This is a genomic window from Nonomuraea sp. NPDC059194, assembly GCF_042754765.1.
Taxonomy (GTDB): Bacteria; Actinomycetota; Actinomycetes; order Streptosporangiales; family Streptosporangiaceae; genus Nonomuraea.
Genome location: NZ_JBHZBH010000058.1, coordinates 1 through 21309, shown reverse-complemented (window position 1 = coordinate 21309; position 21309 = coordinate 1). Strand labels below are relative to the sequence as shown.

General features: G+C 69.4%; 26 protein-coding genes and 1 pseudogene. 14 read left to right on the top strand and 13 right to left on the bottom strand.

The window, feature by feature from the left end:
• Complete coding sequence (locus ACFXJ8_RS40370) at positions 1-972, bottom strand: helix-turn-helix domain-containing protein (protein ID WP_379650291.1); 972 nt, start codon at positions 970-972, stop codon at positions 1-3.
• Positions 973-1043: 71 nt separating this feature from the next.
• Here ACFXJ8_RS40370 and ACFXJ8_RS40365 point away from each other — a divergent pair, with 71 nt between their 5' ends.
• Positions 1044-1358, top strand: a complete 315-nt coding sequence (locus ACFXJ8_RS40365; protein ID WP_379650289.1) for a cupin domain-containing protein — start codon at positions 1044-1046, stop codon at positions 1356-1358.
• 9 nt (positions 1359-1367) lie between these two features.
• A complete protein-coding gene (mug, locus tag ACFXJ8_RS40360) occupies positions 1368-1862 on the top strand; it encodes a G/U mismatch-specific DNA glycosylase (protein ID WP_379650287.1) in 495 nt (164 codons plus the stop codon).
• Positions 1863-1865: 3 nt separating this feature from the next.
• On the opposite strand, the gene ACFXJ8_RS40355 is transcribed toward mug, so the two are convergent.
• Entirely contained in the window at positions 1866-1991 is a 126-nt protein-coding gene (locus ACFXJ8_RS40355) for a hypothetical protein (RefSeq protein WP_379650285.1), read from the bottom strand.
• 183 nt (positions 1992-2174) lie between these two features.
• Complete coding sequence (locus tag ACFXJ8_RS40350) at positions 2175-2927, bottom strand: sigma-70 family RNA polymerase sigma factor (protein WP_379650283.1); 753 nt, start codon at positions 2925-2927, stop codon at positions 2175-2177.
• A 139-nt stretch (positions 2928-3066) separates the two neighbouring features.
• On the opposite strand from ACFXJ8_RS40350, the gene ACFXJ8_RS40345 reads away from it, so the two are divergent.
• Both ACFXJ8_RS40345 and ACFXJ8_RS40340 read left to right on the top strand, forming a co-directional pair.
• On the top strand, positions 3067-4212 hold the full coding sequence (locus ACFXJ8_RS40345; protein WP_379650281.1) for a serine hydrolase domain-containing protein: 1146 nt from the start codon (positions 3067-3069) through the stop codon (positions 4210-4212).
• A 206-nt stretch (positions 4213-4418) separates the two neighbouring features.
• Complete coding sequence (locus tag ACFXJ8_RS40340) at positions 4419-7541, top strand: Tn3 family transposase (RefSeq protein ID WP_379650279.1); 3123 nt, start codon at positions 4419-4421, stop codon at positions 7539-7541.
• Between the two features lie 280 nt (positions 7542-7821).
• Here the strand turns inward: ACFXJ8_RS40340 and ACFXJ8_RS40335 are convergent, their stop codons facing one another.
• A complete protein-coding gene (locus ACFXJ8_RS40335; RefSeq protein WP_379650277.1) occupies positions 7822-8667 on the bottom strand; it encodes an NAD(P)H-binding protein in 846 nt (281 codons plus the stop codon).
• A gap of 116 nt (positions 8668-8783) precedes the next feature.
• Here ACFXJ8_RS40335 and ACFXJ8_RS40330 point away from each other — a divergent pair, with 116 nt between their 5' ends.
• The 5 genes from ACFXJ8_RS40330 to ACFXJ8_RS40310 all read left to right on the top strand — a co-directional run bounded on the left by ACFXJ8_RS40330 (position 8784) and on the right by ACFXJ8_RS40310 (position 12155).
• Complete coding sequence (locus tag ACFXJ8_RS40330; protein WP_379650275.1) at positions 8784-9407, top strand: TetR/AcrR family transcriptional regulator; 624 nt, start codon at positions 8784-8786, stop codon at positions 9405-9407.
• A gap of 168 nt (positions 9408-9575) precedes the next feature.
• Positions 9576-10613: a tyrosine-type recombinase/integrase gene (locus tag ACFXJ8_RS40325; RefSeq protein ID WP_379650273.1), complete on the top strand. Its 1038-nt coding sequence runs from the start codon at positions 9576-9578 to the stop codon at positions 10611-10613.
• Positions 10614-10771: 158 nt separating this feature from the next.
• Positions 10772-11269, top strand: a complete 498-nt coding sequence (locus tag ACFXJ8_RS40320) for a hypothetical protein (protein WP_379650271.1) — start codon at positions 10772-10774, stop codon at positions 11267-11269.
• Positions 11269-11586 (top strand): winged helix-turn-helix domain-containing protein, encoded by a 318-nt coding sequence (locus ACFXJ8_RS40315; RefSeq protein ID WP_379650269.1) that lies wholly within the window; start codon positions 11269-11271, stop codon positions 11584-11586. The genes ACFXJ8_RS40320 and ACFXJ8_RS40315 overlap by 1 nt, the downstream gene beginning before the upstream one ends.
• Before the next feature lie 293 nt (positions 11587-11879).
• Positions 11880-12155, top strand: a complete 276-nt coding sequence (locus ACFXJ8_RS40310; protein ID WP_379650267.1) for a TetR-like C-terminal domain-containing protein — start codon at positions 11880-11882, stop codon at positions 12153-12155.
• Here the strand turns inward: ACFXJ8_RS40310 and ACFXJ8_RS40305 are convergent.
• Complete coding sequence (locus ACFXJ8_RS40305; RefSeq protein ID WP_379650265.1) at positions 12145-13002, bottom strand: LysR family transcriptional regulator; 858 nt, start codon at positions 13000-13002, stop codon at positions 12145-12147. The genes ACFXJ8_RS40310 and ACFXJ8_RS40305 overlap by 11 nt on opposite strands.
• Before the next feature lie 72 nt (positions 13003-13074).
• Here ACFXJ8_RS40305 and ACFXJ8_RS40300 point away from each other — a divergent pair, with 72 nt between their 5' ends.
• Complete coding sequence (locus ACFXJ8_RS40300) at positions 13075-13731, top strand: type 1 glutamine amidotransferase domain-containing protein (protein WP_379650264.1); 657 nt, start codon at positions 13075-13077, stop codon at positions 13729-13731.
• Between the two features lie 110 nt (positions 13732-13841).
• On the opposite strand, the gene ACFXJ8_RS40295 is transcribed toward ACFXJ8_RS40300, so the two are convergent.
• The 3 genes from ACFXJ8_RS40295 to ACFXJ8_RS40285 form a co-directional block, all read right to left on the bottom strand.
• Positions 13842-15239: an MFS transporter gene (locus ACFXJ8_RS40295; RefSeq protein WP_379650262.1), complete on the bottom strand. Its 1398-nt coding sequence runs from the start codon at positions 15237-15239 to the stop codon at positions 13842-13844.
• Between the two features lie 125 nt (positions 15240-15364).
• The gene (locus tag ACFXJ8_RS40290) at positions 15365-15913 is read right to left on the bottom strand and encodes a TetR/AcrR family transcriptional regulator (protein ID WP_379650260.1); all 549 of its coding nucleotides are present in this window, start codon (positions 15911-15913) and stop codon (positions 15365-15367) included.
• A 210-nt stretch (positions 15914-16123) separates the two neighbouring features.
• Complete coding sequence (locus ACFXJ8_RS40285; protein WP_379650258.1) at positions 16124-16288, bottom strand: hypothetical protein; 165 nt, start codon at positions 16286-16288, stop codon at positions 16124-16126.
• A gap of 34 nt (positions 16289-16322) precedes the next feature.
• On the opposite strand from ACFXJ8_RS40285, the gene ACFXJ8_RS40280 reads away from it, so the two are divergent.
• Together ACFXJ8_RS40280 and ACFXJ8_RS40275 are read left to right on the top strand one after the other, a co-directional pair.
• Complete coding sequence (locus ACFXJ8_RS40280) at positions 16323-17054, top strand: MFS transporter (protein WP_379650257.1); 732 nt, start codon at positions 16323-16325, stop codon at positions 17052-17054.
• Positions 17051-17233, top strand: coding sequence for a hypothetical protein (locus ACFXJ8_RS40275; protein ID WP_379650255.1), 183 nt, complete (start codon positions 17051-17053; stop codon positions 17231-17233). The genes ACFXJ8_RS40280 and ACFXJ8_RS40275 overlap by 4 nt, the downstream gene beginning before the upstream one ends.
• Before the next feature lie 339 nt (positions 17234-17572).
• On the opposite strand, the pseudogene ACFXJ8_RS40270 reads toward ACFXJ8_RS40275, so the two are convergent.
• The 3 genes and pseudogenes from ACFXJ8_RS40270 to ACFXJ8_RS40260 all read right to left on the bottom strand — a co-directional run.
• Positions 17573-17653, bottom strand: a pseudogene (locus ACFXJ8_RS40270) (hypothetical protein); the annotation flags it as partial.
• 64 nt (positions 17654-17717) lie between these two features.
• Complete coding sequence (locus ACFXJ8_RS40265) at positions 17718-18326, bottom strand: DUF2867 domain-containing protein (protein ID WP_379650253.1); 609 nt, start codon at positions 18324-18326, stop codon at positions 17718-17720.
• Complete coding sequence (locus ACFXJ8_RS40260; RefSeq protein WP_379650251.1) at positions 18323-18712, bottom strand: DUF6463 family protein; 390 nt, start codon at positions 18710-18712, stop codon at positions 18323-18325. Before ACFXJ8_RS40260 ends, ACFXJ8_RS40265 begins: the two co-directional genes overlap by 4 nt.
• A 108-nt stretch (positions 18713-18820) precedes the next feature.
• Between ACFXJ8_RS40260 and ACFXJ8_RS40255 the strand changes: the two genes are divergently transcribed.
• Both ACFXJ8_RS40255 and ACFXJ8_RS40250 read left to right on the top strand, forming a co-directional pair.
• Entirely contained in the window at positions 18821-19426 is a 606-nt protein-coding gene (locus ACFXJ8_RS40255; RefSeq protein ID WP_379650249.1) for a TetR/AcrR family transcriptional regulator, read from the top strand.
• A 10-nt stretch (positions 19427-19436) separates the two neighbouring features.
• Positions 19437-19649, top strand: coding sequence for a hypothetical protein (locus ACFXJ8_RS40250; RefSeq protein WP_379650248.1), 213 nt, complete (start codon positions 19437-19439; stop codon positions 19647-19649).
• Positions 19650-19679: 30 nt separating this feature from the next.
• Here ACFXJ8_RS40250 and ACFXJ8_RS40245 read toward each other — a convergent pair whose 3' ends face one another.
• Both ACFXJ8_RS40245 and ACFXJ8_RS40240 read right to left on the bottom strand, forming a co-directional pair.
• Positions 19680-20621, bottom strand: coding sequence for a serine hydrolase domain-containing protein (locus ACFXJ8_RS40245; protein WP_379650247.1), 942 nt, complete (start codon positions 20619-20621; stop codon positions 19680-19682).
• A 449-nt stretch (positions 20622-21070) separates the two neighbouring features.
• Positions 21071-21309 (bottom strand): FAD-dependent oxidoreductase (locus ACFXJ8_RS40240; protein ID WP_379650245.1); only part of this gene is annotated, 239 nt, incomplete at its 5' end.

The following is a 21309-nucleotide window of genomic DNA, read 5'->3' as shown; positions in this document are numbered from 1 at the left end:
TCAGGCGCCTGGGCCGTTTTCATGGCGGCCGAAGGAACGCCGGTAGGCGGCCGGGGTGGTGTGCACCAGGGAGTGGAAGCGTCTGCGCAGGTTGGCGGCCGACGACAGCCCGACCCTGACCGCGATCGTCTCGACGGGGAGATCCGTCTCCTCCAGCAGTGCCCTGGCGGCCGCGACGCGCTGCTGGAGCAGCCATCGGCCGGGGCTGACGCCGAGCTGGTCGGCGAACCTGCGGGCCAGTGTCCGCGGCGAGATCGCGGCCTGTGCGGCGAGATCGTCGACGGCGAGCGGGGCGTGCAGCCGTTCGGCGGCCCACTCCAGGACGGGGGCCAGCGACGGCGGCGGGCGGTCGGCGGCCGCCGCGGTGGTGGTGTACTGCAGTTGCCCGCCCTCGCGGTGCGGCGGCATGACCATGTGCCTGGCGATGTGCGCGGCGTAGGCGGCGCCGTGATCGGCGCGGGCCAGGTGCAGGCACAGGTCGAGGCCGGCGGCGGTGCCGGCGCTGGTGGCGATGTCGCCCAGGTCGATGTACAGCGTGTCGGGCTCGACCCGCACGTCGGGGAAGCGTGCCGCGAGCTCGCCGGCCATCCGCCAGTGGGTGGTCGCCCTGCGCTGGTCCAGCAGCCCCGCCTCGGCGAGAAGGAAGGCGCCGGAGCAGATCGCGATGACGCGGGCACCGCGTCGGTGTGCCCGCACGACCGCGTCGATCACGGCGGGCGGAGCCGGTGCCTCGCGGTGCTGCAAGCCGGGGATCACCACCGTGTCGGCGGCGTCGAGTGCGGTGAGGCCCTCGTTCGCCACCAGGTCGTAGCCCGCCAGGGTCGGCACGGCTCCCGGACGCTCGGCGCACACCCCGAACGCGTACCGGGCGGGCAGGCCGGGACGGGCCACGCCGAAGACCTCGGCGGCGCACGCCAGCTCGAACGTGGACTGCGGCGGCAGGACCAGCGCGACCACCCGATGAACACTCATGACAGGAAAGTACCTGAAGGCGTCAATCCAGACACTGGGCGGAGGTGCGCGTCCGCCACGACGATGGGGTCATGACTGACGTTCAGATTCTTCACGTTGACGAGGTCGAACCCGTAGAGGTCGTCCCAGGCATCATCCGGCGGCGGCTGCCGGCCACCGAGCATGCTCGCGGCTGGATGTACGACTTCGCTCCAGGAACCGAATGGCCCGAGGTGGACGTGCACGAGGGGGAGGAGCGCTATTACGTGATCTCAGGCGAGTTCATCGACCGGGGACAGCGGCTCGGACCGGGCAGCTATGTCGTGTTCGCGCCGGGCAGTTCGCACCGCCCACGTACGGAGACCGGCGCGCGCATGCTGGGCATCAGCATCCCCACCCCGAGGTAGTTTGCGTGGGTGATAGACGACGTGCTCGGCCCCTCCCTCGACGTGCTGTTCTGCGGCATCAACCCGGGGCTGATGTCGGCGGCGACCGGCCACCACTTCGCCCGCCCCGGCAACCGCTTCTGGCCCGCCCTGCACCTGTCGGGCTTCACCCCGCGCCTGCTGGCCCCCGCCGAACAGCATCTGCTGCCCTCGTACGGCCTGGGCATCACCAACGTGGTCGCCCGACCCAGCGCGACCGCGGCCGAGCTCAGCAAGCAGGAACTCGTGGAGGGCGGCCGGCGGCTGGCGGCGCTCGCCGAGTTCGTGCGGCCGAAGGTGCTGGCGGTGCTGGGGGTGACCGCCTACCGGGCGGCGTTCGCCAGGCCCAAGGCGGCGGTCGGGCCGCAGGAGGAGGCCGTGGGAGGGGCGAGGTGCTGGGTGCTGCCGAACCCGAGCGGCCTCAACGCGCACTGGACTCTCGACGGGATCGCGGGCGAGCTGGCGAGACTGCGGGCCACCCTCTGACGCCTACGGCAGCGGGATCACCCTGCGGTACTTGCCGCCGGGTGACCGCTGCGGCGGCTCCTGCGCGCGCTCGATCGTGACCTCGTCGACCTCGTGCTCGGCGAGCAGGCGGATGATCTCCTCGCGCACCGTCTGCCCCACACGCTCGGCGTCTTCGGCGAGCGGCCGCTCGGGCGGATCGCCTGCTCGACGCCTCCATGAGCCGGGTGCACCCGCTCCGAAGGCCGGTACACCGCAGGGGCGTGCCGCCGGAGGGCGGTAGCTGTCGGTCCCCACGCTCGCGGACGTCGGCTCTGAACCATCGGTGAGAGGTCATGACTCCATGCCGGCCAGGTCGAGGCGGGCCAGGCGCTCGGGGTCGGACAGGATGTCGATCGTGGCGATCCTGCCGTCGGAGATGGTAAAGCTCATGACGGAGATCAGCTGGTCGTCGATGGTGTTGACCAGGCCGGCGAGGCCGTTGATGAGGGCCGGGTGGGCGGCGGCGCTGGTGGCCATGCGCTGGAAGGTGGCTGCCTGTCCGGCCACGGCAGCGGCGCCGCGGAGGACCTTCATGCCGTTGGTGAGCACCCCGCCGTCGGCGCGCAGCACCACGTCGGGGTCGAGGATGGACACCAGCGCGTCGAAGTCGCCGCCGCGCGCTGCGGTCAGGAACGCGTCCACCACCCGCATGTCGTGCAACACGAACGCCAGCCGTTCGGCCGGGGTCAGCGACTCCAGCACCACCAGCAGCGCCAGCCCCACCGAGTCGGCCAGCAGCACTTCCTGCTCCGGGTCGGTGACGTCCTCACGGCTGATCACCGGATCCGGCAGGCGGTCCTCCAGCGACTCCTCACGCCGGGCCTTGCGGGCGCGGAGCATGTCGAGGCAGACCCGGCCGACCACGGTGGTCAGCCAGCCACCGAGGTTGTCGATGTCACCGGAGTCCGAGCGCGCCAGCCGTAGCCACGCCTCCTGGACCGCGTCCTCGGCCTCGGTGAGCGAGCCGAGCATGCGGTAGGCCACCGCCCTCAGGTGGGGGCGGTGCCCCTCGAACTGGTCAGCCAGAAAGTCGTGGGGAGTCACGGTCGGGTTCCTCTCCATCGGCAAGACGTCATACCGGTGACGCATCAAACCAGTGAAAGGTGACCGCCAACTCACCGGTCACCTTTTCCTCGCCCCATCCGTCATGCCGGCGACCAACATTCACGAAAGGTTGCTGACGATGAGCAGGACGGACATTCACGGGACGGTGGCGGACGGCTTCGAGCAGGTGCGTGAGGCGTTCGCCGAGGCGGTGGCCGAGCAGGACGGCCAGGTGGGCTCGCAGCTGACCGCCTACGCGCACGGCCGGCAGGTGGTGGACCTGTGGGCCGGGAACGAGGTGAGCGGCGACACGCTGACCGGCGTCTACTCCTCCACGAAGGGCGCCGCGACGCTGGTGGCGGCGTTGCTGGTGCAGGAGGGGGTTCTCGACCTCGACGAGCCCGTGGCCCGGCACTGGCCGGAGTTCGCCGCCGCCGGCAAGGACACGATCACGCTGCGGGACGTGCTCACCCACCGCTCCGGCGTCATCGGCGTCGACGGCGGGCTGACGGCGGCCGAGCTCGCCGACGACGCGGTGATCGCCCGCCGCCTCGCCGCGCAGCGCCCGTACTGGAGGCCGGGCTCCGCCTACGGCTACGGCGGATTCGTCACGTTCGCGGTGGTGAACGAGGTGATCAGGCGGGTGACCGGGCAGTCACTCCAGCAGGTCTACGAGGAGCGCATCCGGACGCCGTACGGGCTGGACCTCTACCTGGGGCTGCCCGAGGCGGAGGAGGACCGGTTCCGTCCGATCCAGTGGTGGACGGCCACGCCGGAGCAGGAGGCCGCGTTCTGGTCGAACCTGCCCGGGCCGCACAGCATCCTCGGGATCGGCTACGGGCTCAACAGCGCGCCCCCGCTGGACCAGGTGGCCTTCGTCAACGACCGCACGGTCCGCGCGAACGGCCAGGCGTCGGCCGGCGGGGTGGGCAGCGCGCGCGGCCTGGCCGGCCTGTACGCGGCGGCCGTCTGGGGCATCGGCGGGCAGCCCCCGCTGCTCAAGCCGGACACCGTCGGGGAGTTCGCCCAGCTGCACTCCGTCGGCGCCGACCTGGTCCGCGGCGACCAGGGCAACTACGCGGTCGGCTTCCAGGCCAAGGGCCTGCGCTACCCGTTCCTGAGCGCGAACGCGTTCGGCCACGACGGTTCGGCGGGCTCGGAAGCCTTCGCCGACCCGCTCAACGGCATCGTCTTCGGCTACACGCGGCACCGCTACGGATTCGGCTGGTCCTACCCCGAACACGACCGGCTCGCCGCCGCGGTCTACCGCGCCGCCACCTCCTGAGGACCTGACATGAGTGGGGGGCAGACCAAGTACGGGAGAAAAGGACAGTGGGCTGCTGAACGGCTGGTCAGAAGGGTATTCCACGGATGATGTGACCCTCCGCTTGGGTTTGATTGCGGTTTGGTGAACAAGCCATCCGTTGGAGTTGATCGTCGCTACGGTTTCGGCGTCTGGACGCCGGGATCGAGGCGAGGGACGGCCTTGGGATGACGTGGATCGAGCGGACCGCCTATCCGCAGTTCAAGCGGCTGACGTCGGCGCGGGTGCTGCACGTGTTCTTCACGCCCTCGCCGGAAGAGGTGGACTGGGCCGAAAAACGGACCGGCAGCCCGGAGTCGTGCTTCGCGCTGGTGCTGGCGTTGAAGTGCTTCCAGAAGATGGCGCGGTTTCCGTCCCCGGACGAGATTCCCGAGGTGGTGATCGACCACGTTCGGCGCTGCCTGGAGCTGCCCGAGGACGTCTGGCCGGACCATGGCTCCTCCGGCAGTGCGAAGGCGCATCGCAAGCTGGTGCGCCAGCGTCAGGGCGTGAAGTACGACGCGGGCCGGGCCCGGGCGATCGCCGCGGTGGCGATTCGGAAGGCGGCTCAGGCTAAGAACAACCCGGCGGATCTGATCAACGTGGCGATCGAGGAGTTGCTCCGGCTCCGGCTGGAACTGCTCGGGTACACGACGCTGGAGGACCTGGGCACGAGCATCCGCGCCGAGGTGAACGCCACCATCTTCGCCACGATCCTGGAGCGGATGGGCGAGGCCGGCCGGGCCCGGATGGAGGGTCTGCTCGTCGTCGGGCCAGACGGCAAATCGACGTTAAACCGGCTCAAGAAGCCCGCCCAGCGGGCCACCTGGTCGCGGTTCCGTGACCATGTGAAATGGCTGGATCAGGTGGACGCGCTCGGCGACACCGACGCGTGGCTGGACGGCATCGCCCCGTCGAAGATCGCCGACTTCGCGGGGGAGGCCGACGCCCAGGACGCCGACACCTTGTCGCGCTACGACCCGGTCAAACAGGTAGCGTTGCTGGCCTGCCTGACGCACACCGCCCAGATGCGGGCCCGCGACGACCTGGCCGAGATGCTGTGCAAGCGCATGGCCTCCCATGTCAAACGGGCCAAGGCGGAGCTGGAGGAGATCCGCGCCCGACAGCGCGCGACCAGCGAGCGGCTGATCGGCACCTACCGTCAAGTGCTGGAACGTCTCGACCCCGGCAGCGAGACCTCGGCCGCCGGGCGGGAGGCGGTGGCGCGGGCCATGGAGGCGGTGACCTCGTGCGCGGCGGGCGCCGGGCAGGTCCAGGCGCTGAGCAAGATGCTGTCGGCGCTCGTGGTCCAGACCCACAGCGTGCAGTCGGTGCGGGCCGCGGTGGAGCAGGCCGGCGGGTACGCCGCCCAGCTGGCCGACATCGAGGAGGTCGCCGCCTTCCACGGCGACGCGCACGAGTTGCTGGTGTACCGGTTCTTCAAGAAGGACCGGCCGGCGCTGTTCGAGCTGACGGGCAAGCTGCGGCTGAAGGCCACCTCCAGCGACGATTCGGTGCTGGCCGCGCTGGCGCACGCCCGGGAGCACTCACCCAAGCGGCGCGACTTCATCCCGCTGCCGCCGCCGGTGGAGGAGGATGAGCCGGAGTCGGGCATCGCGTTCGCCTCGGGCAACTGGCGGCGCGCAGTGACCGACCGCAGACGGCCCGGCATGGTGGCGCGCCGGCACTTCGAGGCGATGGTGTTCTGCTATCTGGCCGAGGAACTGCGCACCGGGGACGTGGCCGTGCTCGGCTCGAATGAGTACGCCGACTGGAGCGCGCACCTGCTGCCCTGGGAAGAGTGCCGGCCACGGCTGGCGGCGTTCTGCGAGAAGGTCGGGCTGCCCGATACGCCTGCCGGTTTTGTCGCCCACCTCAAGGACGCCTATCTGAGCGCGGCCGCGCATCTGGACGCCGGCTACCTCGACAACGCCGACCTGGTCATCGACGAGGGTGGTGTGCCCACCCTCAAGCGCCGCCGCGGTAAGGGCAGCGATGCCGAGGCCGAACGGCTGGCGGCCGAGATCGAGCGGCGCATGCCCGAACGCTCGCTGCTGTCGATCGTGGCGCGTACCACTCACTGGCTCACCTGGTATCGCCACTTCGGTCCGGCCTCCGGCTCCGACGCCAAGATCAAGGACAAGCTGGGGCGGTACTCGCTGGCGGTGTTCACCGGCGGCATCAACATCGGCCCGTACGAGGCGGCCAAGCACATCGCCGGCGTCACCGCCCGCGAGCTGTCCATGGTCCGCAACCGGCACATCACCCTGAAGAAGCTGAACGCCGCGATCGCGGATGTGGTCAACGCCTTCGCGGAGCTGGATGTGGTCAAGGCCTGGGGGGATGGCAGCACGGTGGCCGCCGACGGCACCCAGGTGGACACCTACATCGATAATCTCCTGGCCGAGACCAGCATTCGGTACGGAGGATTCGGCGGCATCGCCTACCACTACATCTCCGACACCTACGTGGCGCTGTTCTCCCGGTTCATCCCGTGCGGGGTGTGGGAGGCGGTGCACCTGATCGAGGGGCTGCTGGCCAACACCTCCGACATCCAACCCTCCACGGTGCACGCCGATACCCAGGGCCAGAACTTTCCGGTCTTCGCCCTGGCCACGTTGTTCGGGTTCGACCTGATGCCGCGCATCCGCAACTTCAAGGACCTGATCTTCTTCCGCGCCTCGGGGAAGATCGCCTACCCGCATATCGATCAGCTGTTCGGCGAGAGCGGCCGCAACGTCATCGACTGGAAGCTGATCGACAAGCACTGGATCGACCTGATGCAGGTGGCGATCTCCATCAGCGAGGGCCGGCTGAGCTCGGCCACGCTGATGCGGCGGCTGCGGTCCAACTCCCGCAAGAACCGTATCTACAAGGCCTTCCGTGAGGTCGGCCGCAGCGTACGTACCGTCGCCCTGCTGCGGTATCTGGCCGATCCGGCGCTACGGGCGCGGGTCACCGCGGCGACCAACAAGGTCGAGTCCTACAACGGGTTCTCCAAGTGGCTCGGCTTCGGCGGGGTGCTGGCCGACAATGACCCCGAAGAGCAGGAGAAACTGATCAAGTTCAACACGCTGCTGGCCAACCTGGTCGTCTTCCACAACGCCCTGGACATCTCCGACATCGTGCGGCAGCTGGTCGCCGAGGGCTGGCAGATCACCGCCGACCAGCTCGGCCAGATCGCCCCCTACCTGCGGGCCCACATCAGCCGCTTCGGCGCGTACGCCACCGACGAGCTACGTCATCGGCCGGATCCGTTCGACCCCCTGCTGAAGGAGGTCGACTTCGCCGACGTCGAGCTGGCCGCTTGATCGCCCAGCCATTGGTGCCGTCGGCCCCGGCCGGGCGGGGCAGCTGGGCCCAAGCCGTGCCCGGCTTGCACATTCCCCCAAGAGCCGACGAAAGGAGACAAGCCACGCACTCGGGTGGGCAACGTGACACCGGTCGCCAAACGCCATCTGAGCTGGGGGCTTTGTCTGCGTTGGAGGAACGCTGCTTCTCGGTGTGTCGTCCGAGGACGTGATGACCGTTTCGCGCCTGCACTGGTGCCGGGTACGGGCGCGGAAACGGCGGAACGTCACCCCTGGTGGGTCATCTGAAGGCGGCGATGTTGCGGATCGCCCATTCGGCGAACGTGCGGGGCGTGCGGCCGAGGACCTGTTCGACGTCGGGGCTGATTCGCTGCTCAGCGGGGGTGGGATTGCCGATGATGTCGAGGGTGGTCTCGACCACGGGCTCGGGCATGAACTGCAGCATCTGCGCGCGGGCCTCGTCGCGGGTCTGCTCGATGAACCGGATCGGCTCGCCGATCGCCTCGCCGATCGCCTCTGCTCGTTGCCGGGGCGTGCTGAGGGCGGGCCCGGTCAACTCGTAGACCTGCCCGGCGTGACCGTCCTCGCGCAGGGCTGCTGCGGCAACCTCGCCGATGTCGGCCGGGTCGATCCACGGCAGCCCGGTATCCCCGAATGGTGCGGCGGCCGTGCGCCCCGTGCGGATCGTCTCGGCCCACGCGAAGGCGTTGGAGGCGAAGCCACCGGGCCGCAGGATCGTCCAGTCCATGCCCGACTGCCGGATGACGTCCTCGATGGACCGTCCCATTTGCCCATGGGAGGACGACTGCGGTCGGGTTGCGACTCCCTGGGAGGACAGCAGGACGACCCGTCGAACGCCACCGGCTTTCGCGACGTCGAGGATGCCCTGGGGGCTCAGCAGGTGCTCGCCGGCACCGCCGTCGTGGAGGAACACCGCGTCAGCGCCGTCGAAAACGGGCCGAAGGCTCTCAGGGGCGGCCAGGTCCACCTGGCGGTACTGGACACCCTCCGGCACCGCCACGCCCGAGACTCCTCGGGACACCGCCGTCACCTGCTCGCCGGCTGCCGCGAGTGCCTGCACGAGCGGTCGGCCAACGTTGCCGGTGGCTCCCGTTACTACGATCATGAACTTTCCCCATCGATTGCGATCAGTCATACCGGGAGATTTCTCCGATCAAGTTAGTTGACTAACTGGAGCGCAACCATAGCCAGCCGAACCCGTTGCTGTCTATGGTTAGTTAGGTGACCGACTTGAAGAAGAGCGATCGGGCCCCGGTCATCACGAAGCGGGGCAAACGGGAGCGGCTGACGGCCGCCGCAGTGCGGATGCTGCATGAGCAGGGCGTGGAGAAGACAACGCTCGCCGATATCGCACAGGCGGCCGACATCCCCGTGGGCAACGTCTACTACTACTTCAAGACCAAGGACGACCTCGTCGAGGCGGCCATCGGCGCGCACGCGCAGGGCCTGCAGGAAATGATCGCTTCACTCGACGAGCTCCCCACTCCGCAGGACCGGCTGAAGACGCTCATCGGCGGCTGGGTGCAGCAACGCGACCTCGCCGCCCAGTACGGCTGTCCCACCGGAACCCTGGCCTCGGAGCTCGACAAACGCGCCGATGGTCTCGACCGCACCGTGGCCAAGGTCATGCAGGGCCTGATCGACTGGAGTGAGCAACAGTTCCGTTCGATGGGCCGAAGCGACTCCCGCGACCTCGCGGTCGCCCTGATCGCCGCCTACCAGGGGATCTCGCTGCTCACCAACACCTTCCGCGACCCCGAGCTCATGACCCGCGAAGGCGACCGGCTGGAACGCTGGATCGACTCGCTCGGCCGGCCGCCAGGAGATCCTGGCGGCCCTGCATAGATCTTTCCCACCCCATCAGGCCGGACGTCCCCGTCACACGGTCCCGCAGTAAACCCCGGATTTACTGCGGCACGCTCATGATCGCGGCCATACTGACCTGGACCGCCTCGTTCGGTGATCAAGATCGAGGTGTACGCATTTACTGCGGCAGAGTAGAAGGCGCGGGAGATGATGAGTGCCGGCACCGCCGACGTGATCCCCCTCGGCCAAGATCGTCCCGAGACGTACGGCGACGCGGTCGAGGCATATCTGCGCTCGGCCGGGATCGGCGAGTCATCCAAGCGGATCTACCGCATCTCGTTGACGACGTGGGCCTGGCTCGCCTGCGGACAGCAGCCTCCTCTCGGCAAGGACCGCCGCGGCGCCAAGGCGCCCGCGACCCGGTTCGCGACACTCGCCGACCCGGCGACCGCCGACTTCCTGGCCGGCGCCTTCGTTGAGCGGGCCCGTCTCGTGGACGCCGACACCGTCAACCGCGAGCTGTCGATCATGAAGGCAGCCATCGGCTGGTGGCGCAACCGTGGCTGGCTCGCCGACAACCCGATCCTCGGCATCGAACGACGGCCCGCTCCGCCCGATCGGACCAAGGCCCTGTCCCGCGATCAGCTCGCCGCCCTGTTCGACCTCCAAGTCAGCGTCCGGGAGAAGACCCTCTGGAAGATGCTGTATGAGACGTGCGCCCGAGCGCAGGAGATCCTCACCCTCGACATCGCCGACCTCCTGCCGGCCGACAAACGCGGCCGGGTCCTGTCCAAAGGCGGCGCGACCGACTGGGTGCACTGGCAATCGGGCACTGCCCAGCTCCTGCCCCGTCTCCTCAGGGGCCGCGCTCGCGGGCCCGTCTTCCTCACCGACCGCAAAGCTCCCACCCGCACCCCGACCACAGACGTGTGCAAGATCACCGGACGCGGACGATTGTCCTACCGGCGCGCCGCCGAGCTGTTCGAGGCCCTCACCCGGACGCTGGCGCATCCCAGGGTCGTCGACGCAGCCGAACTCGAGCTGCTCGGCGGCTGGACACTGCACCAGCTCCGCCACTCCGCCCTCACCCACGAAGCTGAAGACGGCACCAACACGCCCACCCTGCTCGCCCGTTCCAGGCACGCCTCCGCCCGATCCCTGGAACGCTACGACAGGCCCGGCGTCGACTCCGTCGCCGACCACGTGGCCAGCCGCGATCCCGCCGCCCGCCGCCGCCTCCGATAGCCACCATCACCCCACCGAGCAGGAGGTGTACGCCCGATGAACACCCATCCCCAGGTGCTCACACCCTCCACAGCATGGCCGCAACCGGCGCGCCTCGGGGGATACAACGGCTTTCCTTAGGGGAAAGTACATGCTATTTTCCTCATAGGAAAGTAGTCATGCCGACCACGGAGGTGGCCTTCTTGAACCCGCACGACGCTCAGTCCTCACTTGATGACATCCGCCGACTCCAGGACACGACCAGGAACGAGATCGTCCGCCGTAGCTTCGCGATGCCCCGCGTGATCATCGTCGCACTCGGCCTCTTTGTCGGCTTCGCCTCGATCGATCTGGAAACGCCGTGGCAGCTCATCGGCTGCGCGCTCGGATTCGGCCTGTACGTAGCAGTGGGCATCATTTACGAATATCGGGCCTCGGTCCGGAGGCAGCCCACCACCCAGGAGGTGCTGTACCACAGCACGGTGCTGATCGGCGTCTGCATGATCTTCGGTGCCGGGCGGATCCTCGCCTTCGCGCTCCTCGACGCGCCCGCGCATGGTCTGATGTCGCAGGCCATGGCCGGCGCCGTCCTGGCGGCCCTCGCATATGTCGCGGCCGCGCCCATCAACCGCTCAGTCATGAGGTCGCTCGTCCAGCAGGGGAGCGGGCAGGGTTGATGGATACGCAGTTCGACGAGTTCCTGCACGTACCGGCCAGGCTGTCGATCGTGGCGGTGCTGGCGCCGGCCGACTGGGTGGACTTCGGCTTCCTCCGGGACTCGATCGGCACCAGCGACTCGGCCCTGTCCAAGCAGATCTCCGCGCTGGTCGGCGCCGGATACATCATGGTGCGCAAGAGTCAGGACAAGCGCGCGCGGCGTACGTACGTGCGGCTCACCCCGCAGGGCCGGGAGGCGTTCGCGCGGCACGCGGCGGCGCTGGAGCGGATCGTCGCGCTCGCCCGTGCGGTCAATGAGCAGCCCGCCGCCGAGTAGCAGCCGTCGCCCCATGCAGAACTGCCCCGGCAAGGTTCGGGAAACGATCACTTCTCCCACGGGAAGCGATCAAGGAAGTACTCCCTCCGACGCAGGTAGAACCTATTCGTGAACACCCCGCTCGGACCGCTCGCCCTGACGATCACGGCGCGAGCGGACACACAGCCATCCCACCGCGCGACCATGTGCTCTCATAGACACACATGCGGAGGCCAGGCCATCACCTCCACACCTCCAGCCGCTACTCAGAGTTACTTTGCACTTGGTCGCACGGACCCGAGCGCCGGGCCTACATGGTGGAGGCGGTCTCGGCGTGTGTGGCGGCGGGCGTGCTGCGCGGCGACCCGCAGACGCTCGCCCTCGGGCTGTGGTCGGCGGCGCACGGCTGCGCGTCGCTGCTGATCAGCCAGCCGTCCTTCCCGTGGCCCGAGGACCTCGACGCGTTCATCGACGACACCGTCAGGATGGCGGGCTTCGGTACGGCGGTCGCCTCCCGCCTGCCCCGCCACGGCATCTCCACCGAGGTCGTCGCCGAACTCGACGCCTTCGCCGCCCGGCTCACCGAGTAGGGACCAGCCGCCTGCGGAACTCCTCCAGCAGCCGCCGGTACACCATGGCCACGGCGGGTCTGGCCAGGCCGCCCGCGCGGACCGCGAGGTAGCCGGTGTTGAGTGGCGGGACCTCCGGCGCGGCCAGCGCGACCAGCCGTCCCTCCGCCAGGTCGGCGGCGCACAGGTAGGCGGGCAGCACCGAGATCCCCGCCCCCGCGCGCACCGCGGCCAGCACGCCGCGCAGGTCGGGGATGATCGCCCGGGCCGTCATGCTGGCCCGCCGCCCGAAGACCGTCCGCCAGTAGCGTCTGATGATCGGCAGGTCCTCCGCGTAGGCGATGATCGGCGCGTCCATCGGCACGCCCGGCGCCGCCACCAGCACGAACTCCTCGTCGTAGAGCGCCTCGGCCTGCACGCCGCGCACGCGGGGCCGTACCGTGGAGATCACCAGGTCGAGTCGCCCCGCGGCCAGCTCGGCCAGCAGGTCGTCGGTCAGCCCGAAGGTGGTGCGCAGCATCAGCCCCTCCGCCACCAGCGGCGCGCGCACGGGCACCGCCTCCACGCACACGAACTCGGCAGGCCCGCCCAGGTGCACGCTCTGCCCTGCGGGCAGCTCCGAGCCCACCACCTCGGCCAGCGCGTCGAGCGATCCGGCCACCCGCCTGGCCAGTTCGTCGGCCGCGGCGGTCGGCGCGACGCCGCGCGGCAACCGATCGAACAACGGCCGGTCCAGCGCTGTTTCGAGCGCTCTGACCTGCGCGGTCACCGCGGGCTGTGACAGCCCGAGCGTCTGCGCCGCGGCCGTGATCGAGCCCGTACGGTGCACGGCGAGGAAGGTCCTGAGCAGGTCAAGCGAGAGCGACATATCAGTATTATGATGGCTGATGCGATTGTCGGCTATTTGTGGCTGATGGCCGGAAGCGGCACCATCGATGCCATGAGCAAGCGCATTCTGATCGCCCTGACCAGCCACGACGACCTGGGGGGCATGCGAAAGACCGGATACTACGTCCCCGAGGCCGCCCATCCGTGGCACGCCTTCCGCGAGGCCGGGTTCGAGGTGCGGGTGGCCAGCGTTCTCGGCGGACAGCCGCCGCAGGACGGCTACGACCCCGCCGACCCCGCGCAGTCGGCCTTCCTCGACTCCGAGGAGCTGCGTGAGGCGGGCCGGCTGGCCGACCTCGACGGTCGCGACTTCGACGCCGTCCTGTACGCCGGTGGCCACGGCACCATGTGGGACTTTCCCGACGATCCCGGCGTCGCCCGGATCGGCCGCGAGGTCTACGAGAACGGCGGCGTGGTGGCCGCCGTCTGCCACGGTCCTGCCGCGCTGGTGAACATGACGCTGTCCGACGGCGCTCCGATGGTGTCGGGCAAGCGCGTGGCGGCCTTCACCAACGCCGAGGAGAACGCCGCGGGAGCGGCCGACACCGTGCCGTTCCTGCTGGCCGACGCGCTGGTCGCCAGGGGCGCCACGCACGAGCCCGCGCCCGACTGGCAGCCGCAGGTCGTGGTCGACGGCCGCCTGGTGACGGGGCAGAACCCGGCCAGCGCCGCCCCGCTGGCGGAGCGCGTCGTCGAGCTTCTCAAGTAACCAAGCGTGCGCTAGGTTGGGTGAGTGGATCTCGACTTCACCCCTGCCGAGGAGGCCTTCCGCGCGGAGGTACGGGACTGGCTCGCGTGCCACGTGCCCCCGCGCCTCTGTCAGCTGCCGATGCGTGTGTCACCGGGTGATGTCGAAGCGACCCGTTGCGCTGGCCTTGAGGCTTTGGGCTTGCGCAGGGTGAGGGCCACCGCCGCACCGACGAGAGTCAGCGCGGCCGCCAGCAAACCGGCGGTGCGGAGTCCGTCGGTGGTGGCGGCACCAGCAGGGCCGGTGTTGATGACGGCGACCAGGACGGCCAATCCGACCGCGCTGCCGATCTGCTGGGTGGTGGAGGCCATCGCCGAGGCGATGCCTTGACGTTCCGGTGCGACGCCGGTGGAGGCGGCCACGAACATGGCCGTCCAAGCGATGCCCTGCCCGAGGCTGATCATGACGATGCCGGGCAAGAGTACGGCATAGCCGCCCTGCGGGGACATCGCCAGCCCGAATGCGATCATTCCGGCGGCCCCCAGCCCGAGGCCAGTGAGTAGCGTGGTGCGGGTGCCTGTCCGGATCAGCATCCGTTCGCTCACCTTGGTACCCAGCAAAGCCATGAGGCCCCCCGGCAGGAACGCCAAGCCCGTCGCCAGAGCGTCGAAGCCACGTAGGTCTTGGAGATAGACAGTCAGGATGTAGTACTGCGCACCGAACGTCCCCATGAAGATGAACGTGACCGCCATGGCGGCGGTGAGGCTGCGGTTGGTGAACAGCCGCAGCGGCATCAGCGGCTCAGCGGAGCGAGCCTCGATCGCGACGAACAGTCCAAGCAACGCCACTGAAGTGAGCAAGGTACCCACGATGATCGGGCTGCCCCATCCCGCCTCCGGCCCCTGAACCAGCCCGAAAACCAGCAGCGTGGACCCCAGCGTGGCACTGAGCGCGCCAGGAAGATCGAAACCGCCGCGCCGGTCACCACGAGGTTCGACGGGAAACAGGACAAACGCCCCGACAACGGCGGCGGCAGCGAGCGGAACGTTGACGAAGAACACCGACTCCCAGCCGAGGGCATCGGTGAGAACACCGCCCAGCAGAGAGCCGAGCGCAAGCCCCACGCCCCCGGCGCCGCCCCAGACCGCCAGGGCTCGGCTGCGCGCAGGCCCCTCGGCAAACGTGGTATTGATCAGGGACAGCGTGGCCGGCAACAGCAAGGCACCGCCGAGTCCCTGCACGGCCCTGGCCGCGATCAGCAGACCGGGGGAGGCCGCCAGTCCGCCGACCAGGGACGCGATGCCGTACAGGGCCAGCGCGGCAGCGAACATCCGGCGTCGCCCCAGCAGATCGGCGGCCCGCCCGCCCAAGAGCAGGAACCCGCCGAACGCGACGGCATACGCACTGACCACCCATTGCAGCGTCTGCGTGGAAAACCCGATCTGGCGGCCGATCTCCGGCAGCGCCACATAGACGATGTTGTAGTCGATGGCGCTGATGAACTGGGCGAAGGCCAGCAACGCCAGCATCAGACCGCCCCGTGATCTCCCGGACCCAGGCATGAAATCCCTTCCTCCTGCACAAGAGTGAGTGGTTAACCACTCACTCTTGTGGTAAAAGAAAACGGGCCGCTCACATGCGACCCGATGACGACTCAGCCGAGCAAGGTGCGCGCCCACCGCGCATCCAGCGCGGCCGCGTCGGCGCCGACGAGAACATTTGCCAGCAAGCCGTCACCGAAGAACCGGCGGATCTGCTCATCGGAGGCACCCGAGGCCGCACGCACATACTCGACCTGCTTGGCATAACACGCCCGCACCGCCTCCCGAATCGCCGGCTCGCTGCTCGCGCACGTGGCATGCAGAAGCACCATGAGCAGATCGCGATCGGCGATCAGCTCCGTATACGCGGCGGCCATCGCGGCCAGCACCGCAGCCGGCTCGGCCGTGGCGGCGGCCGCCGCACCCTCGGCATGGCATTCGCGGATCCGCGCCGAGCAGTAGTCCACGACCGCGACGAACAGCGCCTCCTTGTCGGGAAAGAGCCGGTACAGATACGCCTGCGAGATGCCGGCGGCCTTGGCAACCTCGGTCGTGGTGGTGCCGTAGTAACCACGTGCCGCGAAAGCCTTGATCGCCGTGCGCAGGACGGTGTGGCGTCGCTCCTCCGCCGTCGACAACCGACGCGAACTCGTCATCGTCATGTGAGTAATAAACCACTCACACTTTGTATGGTCAAGCTCCCTCGAGCTTCTTGGCCGAGCATCACCCTTGGGGATGTCACAGATGGCGGCTGGTGGGGCCAGCCTTACCGGCAGGCCGTCTGGCGCAGCAGGTCCTCGTAGGTCGCTGCGGCCAAGTCCGGTGTCTCCTTCATGACTCCCACGTTGCCACCCTCTGTTCCGCCACGCTGGTCAGATCTCGTCGTCCTCGGCGGCATTCGGGTCGCGTAGGTCGCGGATGGCACCGGGCGCGAGGTCGGGCATGGCGAAGGTGTAGGCGCCGTGGACGCCGAGGTGGGAGTGGACGACTGTCCCTTTCTCCCGTACTTGGTCTGCCCCCCTGAGTACGCACACCACCTCCCGTCCTGACAGAAGCGGCCTCGCACTGCTGGTGATCGCCGCCGTGCAACTGCTGATGGTGATGGACGGCACCATCGTGACCGTGGGCCTGCCCGTCATCGGAGCCGGCCTGCACATCGCCGAGGCGGACCTGGACTGGGTCCTCACCTCCTACGCCCTCGCCTTCGCCGGCCTGCTGCTGGCGGGTGGCCGCGCCGGCGACCTGTTCGGGCGGCGCAGGCTGTTCCGCGCCGGGCTGGTCGTCTTCCTGGCCGCCTCCCTGCTGGGCGGCGTGGCCGGCAACGGGACCGTGCTGATCGCCGCCCGCGTCCTGCAGGGCGTCGGCGCCGCGATCGTCGCCCCGGCCGCGCTGTCCCTGCTCGCCGACACCTTCCCCGCCGGGCCGCAGCGCAACAAGGGGCTCGGAGTGTACGGCGCCATGGGCGGCCTGGGCTCGGTTGTCGGCCTGCTGCTGGGCGGCGCGCTCACCGAGTATCTGGGCTGGCGATGGATCATGTTCGTCAACATCCCCATCGCGCTCCTGGTCCTGGCCGGCACCTTCGCGCTGGTGCCCGGCACCCGGGAGCGCGGCGGTGGCCATTCTCGAAGGGCGGGTGCCCCAGGAGCCGTCCCGGGCGGCTTTCGGCACCGATGTGCTGTTCGTGCTGCTGACCCTGCTGACGATTGGTCTGGCCGCCCGTGGTCTGGGCCGGGCGCGTCGCCGGCCGGCCCGCCGGAGGCTGTGGCGGCTGGTGCCGTACCTGCTGCCGTTGCTTGTGTGTGACGATCGCGCCGATTCATCGTTTCCTGGCGCGGGGGCGTGACGCGGCGTGGATCCAGCTCGGCTATTTGTATCCGACGTTCATGGTGTGGCTGGTGACGGCCGCGATCGCGGGAATCGCGGCCGTCACCGCTCGCCTTTTCTTCCGTTATGTCAGGCCGCCCGGGGGCGCAGGTCAGTGAGAGTTTCTGCGCTCGTCCCGGCGGAACCTGGCTCGTAATTGTTCTGCGAAAGCGCGCGCTGCTTTGCAGGTCGGCGGTGTCGGGGTGGCCCTTTCCGATGCCGCCGACGAGCTTCAACGGGAACCAGGTGTCGAACCCGCGGCAGGAGAAGGCGCTGGTGACCTCGAAGCCCTTCCGTGCCAGGAGGCGGTTCAGATCGCGGAGGCAGGAGCGGAACGGCGGTTCTGGGAAGCCGCTGGTGATGAAGGCGAAGGCCGTTCCCTGCCGCCGGACGGGCAGCGCGTGGATGAAGTCGCGCAGCCGGGGGTGGATGGCCCTGCCGAAGACGCCGGAGCCGAATCCCACCAGGTCGTAGGTGGCGAGTTCGTCCGCATCGATCTCTTCGGGGGTGACGACCCGCGCTTGGAGGACCTCGCCCATGGCGTCGGCGATGCGCTGGGTGTTGCCGTGGGAGACCGACACGCACACGATGATCGCTCGTGGCTCACGCATGGGGGCGCTCCGTGGCCAGAAGGTGTTCGCGTTCGCGCCAGGCGCGTTCCCAGCGGCGGGTCAGCGCCGGGTAGACGATCCAGTAGCGGAACGGGGCGATGAGGGTCATGTACAGGCGTCCGAACAGGCCGTTGGGTTTGACCAGCGCAGCCAGCCGCAGTTCGTACTCGCCGTTGCCCGTCGGGACCCAGCCCAGGTGCATGATGGTGTGGACGGTCTTGTTCGCGAGCTCACGGGCGGCCTCGTCGTCCAGCAGGTAGACCTCGCTGAACGGGTCGGCGGCCGGGGTGGCGCGTTCGGCGGTCTCGGCGAGGTCGCGCGGAAGCCGTTCGCGCAGCGACCCCACCCGCTCCAGGCCCGCCGAAGGGGTGTCCCAGCCGAACAGCACGCCGAGCTTCCAGCGCAACGCGAACAGCAACCGCACCGCAGCGGGCTCCCTCGTCGGGTCGTACACGGCCCGCAGGGCGTCGAGCATGACGGGGAAGTCGTCCGGGCCGGCGCCGGGGGTGCGGTAGGACCACACGTCCTCGATGTCGAAGTCAGGGGTGAACTCGTGGATGCGCCACGGCCTCTCGGCGTGGGCGGAGCGAGGCAGTCTCATCGGGCACCTTCCGGGATTCGTGCGCGGCGAGCCGCGACCAGCAGCAGTGCGGCGGCGATCAGGATGAGCAGGCCGGGTGTGGGTCCGAGGACCACGGCGTCGATGAGCGTGAGGGCGCCGAGCGTCCAGGCGATGAACACGGGCGGGACGAGGCCGCGGCGCTCCAGCCATAACACCAGCAGGCCGACGAGCAGGAGGGGTGGGCCGAAGCTGCTCAGGCTCAGCCAGTAGGCGCTGTTGGCCGGGCTCATCGCGGCCAGGTCCTGTCCCCACAGTTGCCCGCTGAACCACGCTCCCGCATGGTGTGCGGCCTTTTCTATGGTCAGGGCGCCGATCGTGTGCGCGGCGCCGACGAACGCGATGATCCAGCCAGCCCACTTGGTCATGGGATTCTCCGACCTTGGTTACGGAACTAGAGTATCGGTACTTGCGTCTCGTATCATGGGTTCATGGCAGGGAAAAAGCAAGCGGGCGGACGCCCCCGCGACAGTCGCGTGGATCACAAAATCCTGGAGACGGCCCGTGCGCTGATCGAGGAGGTCGGGTACCCGGACCTCACGGTCGACCAGGTCGCCGCCCGTGCGGGCATCGGGAAGGCGGCGATCTATCGCCGCTACGGCTCCAAGGCCGAGATGGCGTTCGCCGCCTCCGTGCACGGTCAGGAGCTTCCTCCCCTGGCCGACACCGGCTCGCTGCACGGAGATCTGCTGGCGCTGGCCCGCACCTTCCATGTCCGGCTGTCCGCCCCGGCGACCCAATACCTGGGGCCGGCCCTGGCGAACGAGCTGGCGATGAATCCTGATCTGGTGACCCGGTTCCAGAACACCTTCCTGGCCGCGGAGCAGGCCAATTTCGCCGAGATCATCGACCGGGCCGTGAACCGGGGCGAACTGGCCGCTCCCGTCGATCCCGTGCTGGCCCACGTGCTCATCGCCGGCTCGCTGTCGGCCGCCATCTACATCCTGCGGCTCCCCGTCGACGACGAGATGGTCGCCGACCTCACCACCGCCGTCACGGCCGGCCTCACCACCCTGGCCGGCGCCCGGCCATCCCACGGGCACGCCGCCCCCGGGAGCCGCGGGCCGCGGGAGGGCGGCTAGGGTCGGCGCCATGTCGCGCTTCGAGCTCGTCACGCTGGTCCACGCGCCGCCGGAACGCGTCTTCGACGCGTCGCTGTCGGTGGAGGCGCACACCGCGTCGATGAGCGCCTCGCGGGAGCGGGCCGTCGCCGGCGTGACCTCGGGACGGCTCGCGCCGACTTCACCGCGCCCCTCGGGCCGCTGGGCACGCTCGCCGAGCTGCTCGTCCTGCGCCGCTACCTGACCAGGCTGATCCTGGACCGCAACCGGCACCTCAAAGCTCACCTCGAAGGGACGCGGTGAGCAGGCTGTCCATGAGGGGGAGCCGGCGTTCGGTGTGGTCGCGGGTGGCGATGAGGGCCACGCTCAGGCCCAGCTCGGGGATCCGGGCCTGCAGGGCGCGCAGGCCGATCCAGCCGCCGCCGTGGCGGTAGACGGTGTGACCGGCGTGGGTGCGGACGGCCATGCCCCAGGCGTAGTCGAGCGGGGTTCCGTCGTCGAGGCGTCCTGGGGTCTGCAGCATGGGGGTGAGGGCCAGGTCGTCGTCGTTGAGTGCCTGGCTCCAGCGCAGCAGGTCGGTGAGGGTCGTCCAGAGGCCGCCATCGCCGAGGGACAGCGGCGCCGGGTGCCGGGGGTGCAAGGGAGCGGCGCCCGGCGGGGCCGGGTCGGGGCCGGGCCAGAAGCGGGTGCTGGTCAGGCCCAGCGGGGTGAAGAGGTGGGTGCGGGCGAACGCCGGGAGCGGCGTCCCGGCCACCTGCTCCACGACGGCGGCCAGGCAGACGTACCCGGCGTTGGAGTAGGTGTGCTCCGTGCCGGGGCGGCGGGTCAGGGCGGGGATGCGGGCGAGCGCCTGCAGGACGCTCGCGGAGGTGCGGTCAGGGGTGTGGGCGCTCGCGTCGAGGTCGGCGTCCGCGGGCAGGGCGGCCGTGTGGTGCAGCAGGTGCCTGACCCGTACGGCTCGCGCCCAGGCCGGCAGGTGCGGCAGCCAGTGCGCCAGCGGGGAGCCCGGGTCGAGGTCGCCGCGCCGGGCCAGCAGGGCCGCGCAGGCCGCGGTGACCTGCTTGGACAGGGAGGCCGCGTAGGTCAGGGTCATCGCGGTCAGGGGCGGGCCGTGCGTGGCGAGAATGGGGGGCGCGTCGCCGTACTGGAGGCCGACGGCGACGGGTTCGCCGGTGGTGTAGCCGGCCGCGGAGATCAGGTCGTGGAGTCGGGGCACGGCATGATCTTCGCGGATCCGGAAGCGGACGGCCCGCGCTACTTCTTGAGCAGCGGAAGCACCTGCTCGATGGCGTACGGGATGCTCAGCACCGTGTTGAACGACAGCGCCGCCCCGATCGGCGGGCTCTGAACTGGGGTTTTGTGCTTAGCGTTCAATCCTGGACGGATAGTCCCGACACCCCATCACACACCTTCAAACGTTCATCGATGGCCTCGATGTATGCCTCGGCGACCGGATCAACCGGGGCTACCCTCACATGCTCCTCGATCGCGCACGCTGAATGGGACGCCCACCGGCCATTCCTCAGGGGACCGGAGAGAGCGCGGTGCGACGTGCACGCTGCGCCCCTCCTGCGACGTGGAGCGATGTTGTCCGTGCCGCAGCTACCATGCCACGATGATGATCATCTGGGACACCCGGTTGCCGAGGTCTCTCGAGGAGGGCCGTTATCCGGCCTTGAGGACTTCCTGCGCAGCGCGAATGCCGGACTGCAGCGCACCCTCGAAGTACCCGATGTACTCGGTTGCTGTCTCAGTGCCGGCCCAGTGAATCCGTCCTGCGGGTGCACGGAGCGCTTCGCCGTATGTGGCCACGACGCCGGGAGGCATGTGGGCGCCGTAGCCGCCTTCCGTCCACGGATCCGCGGTCCAGTCCACGTCGACGTAGTCGATCGGCTCGGCGGCGT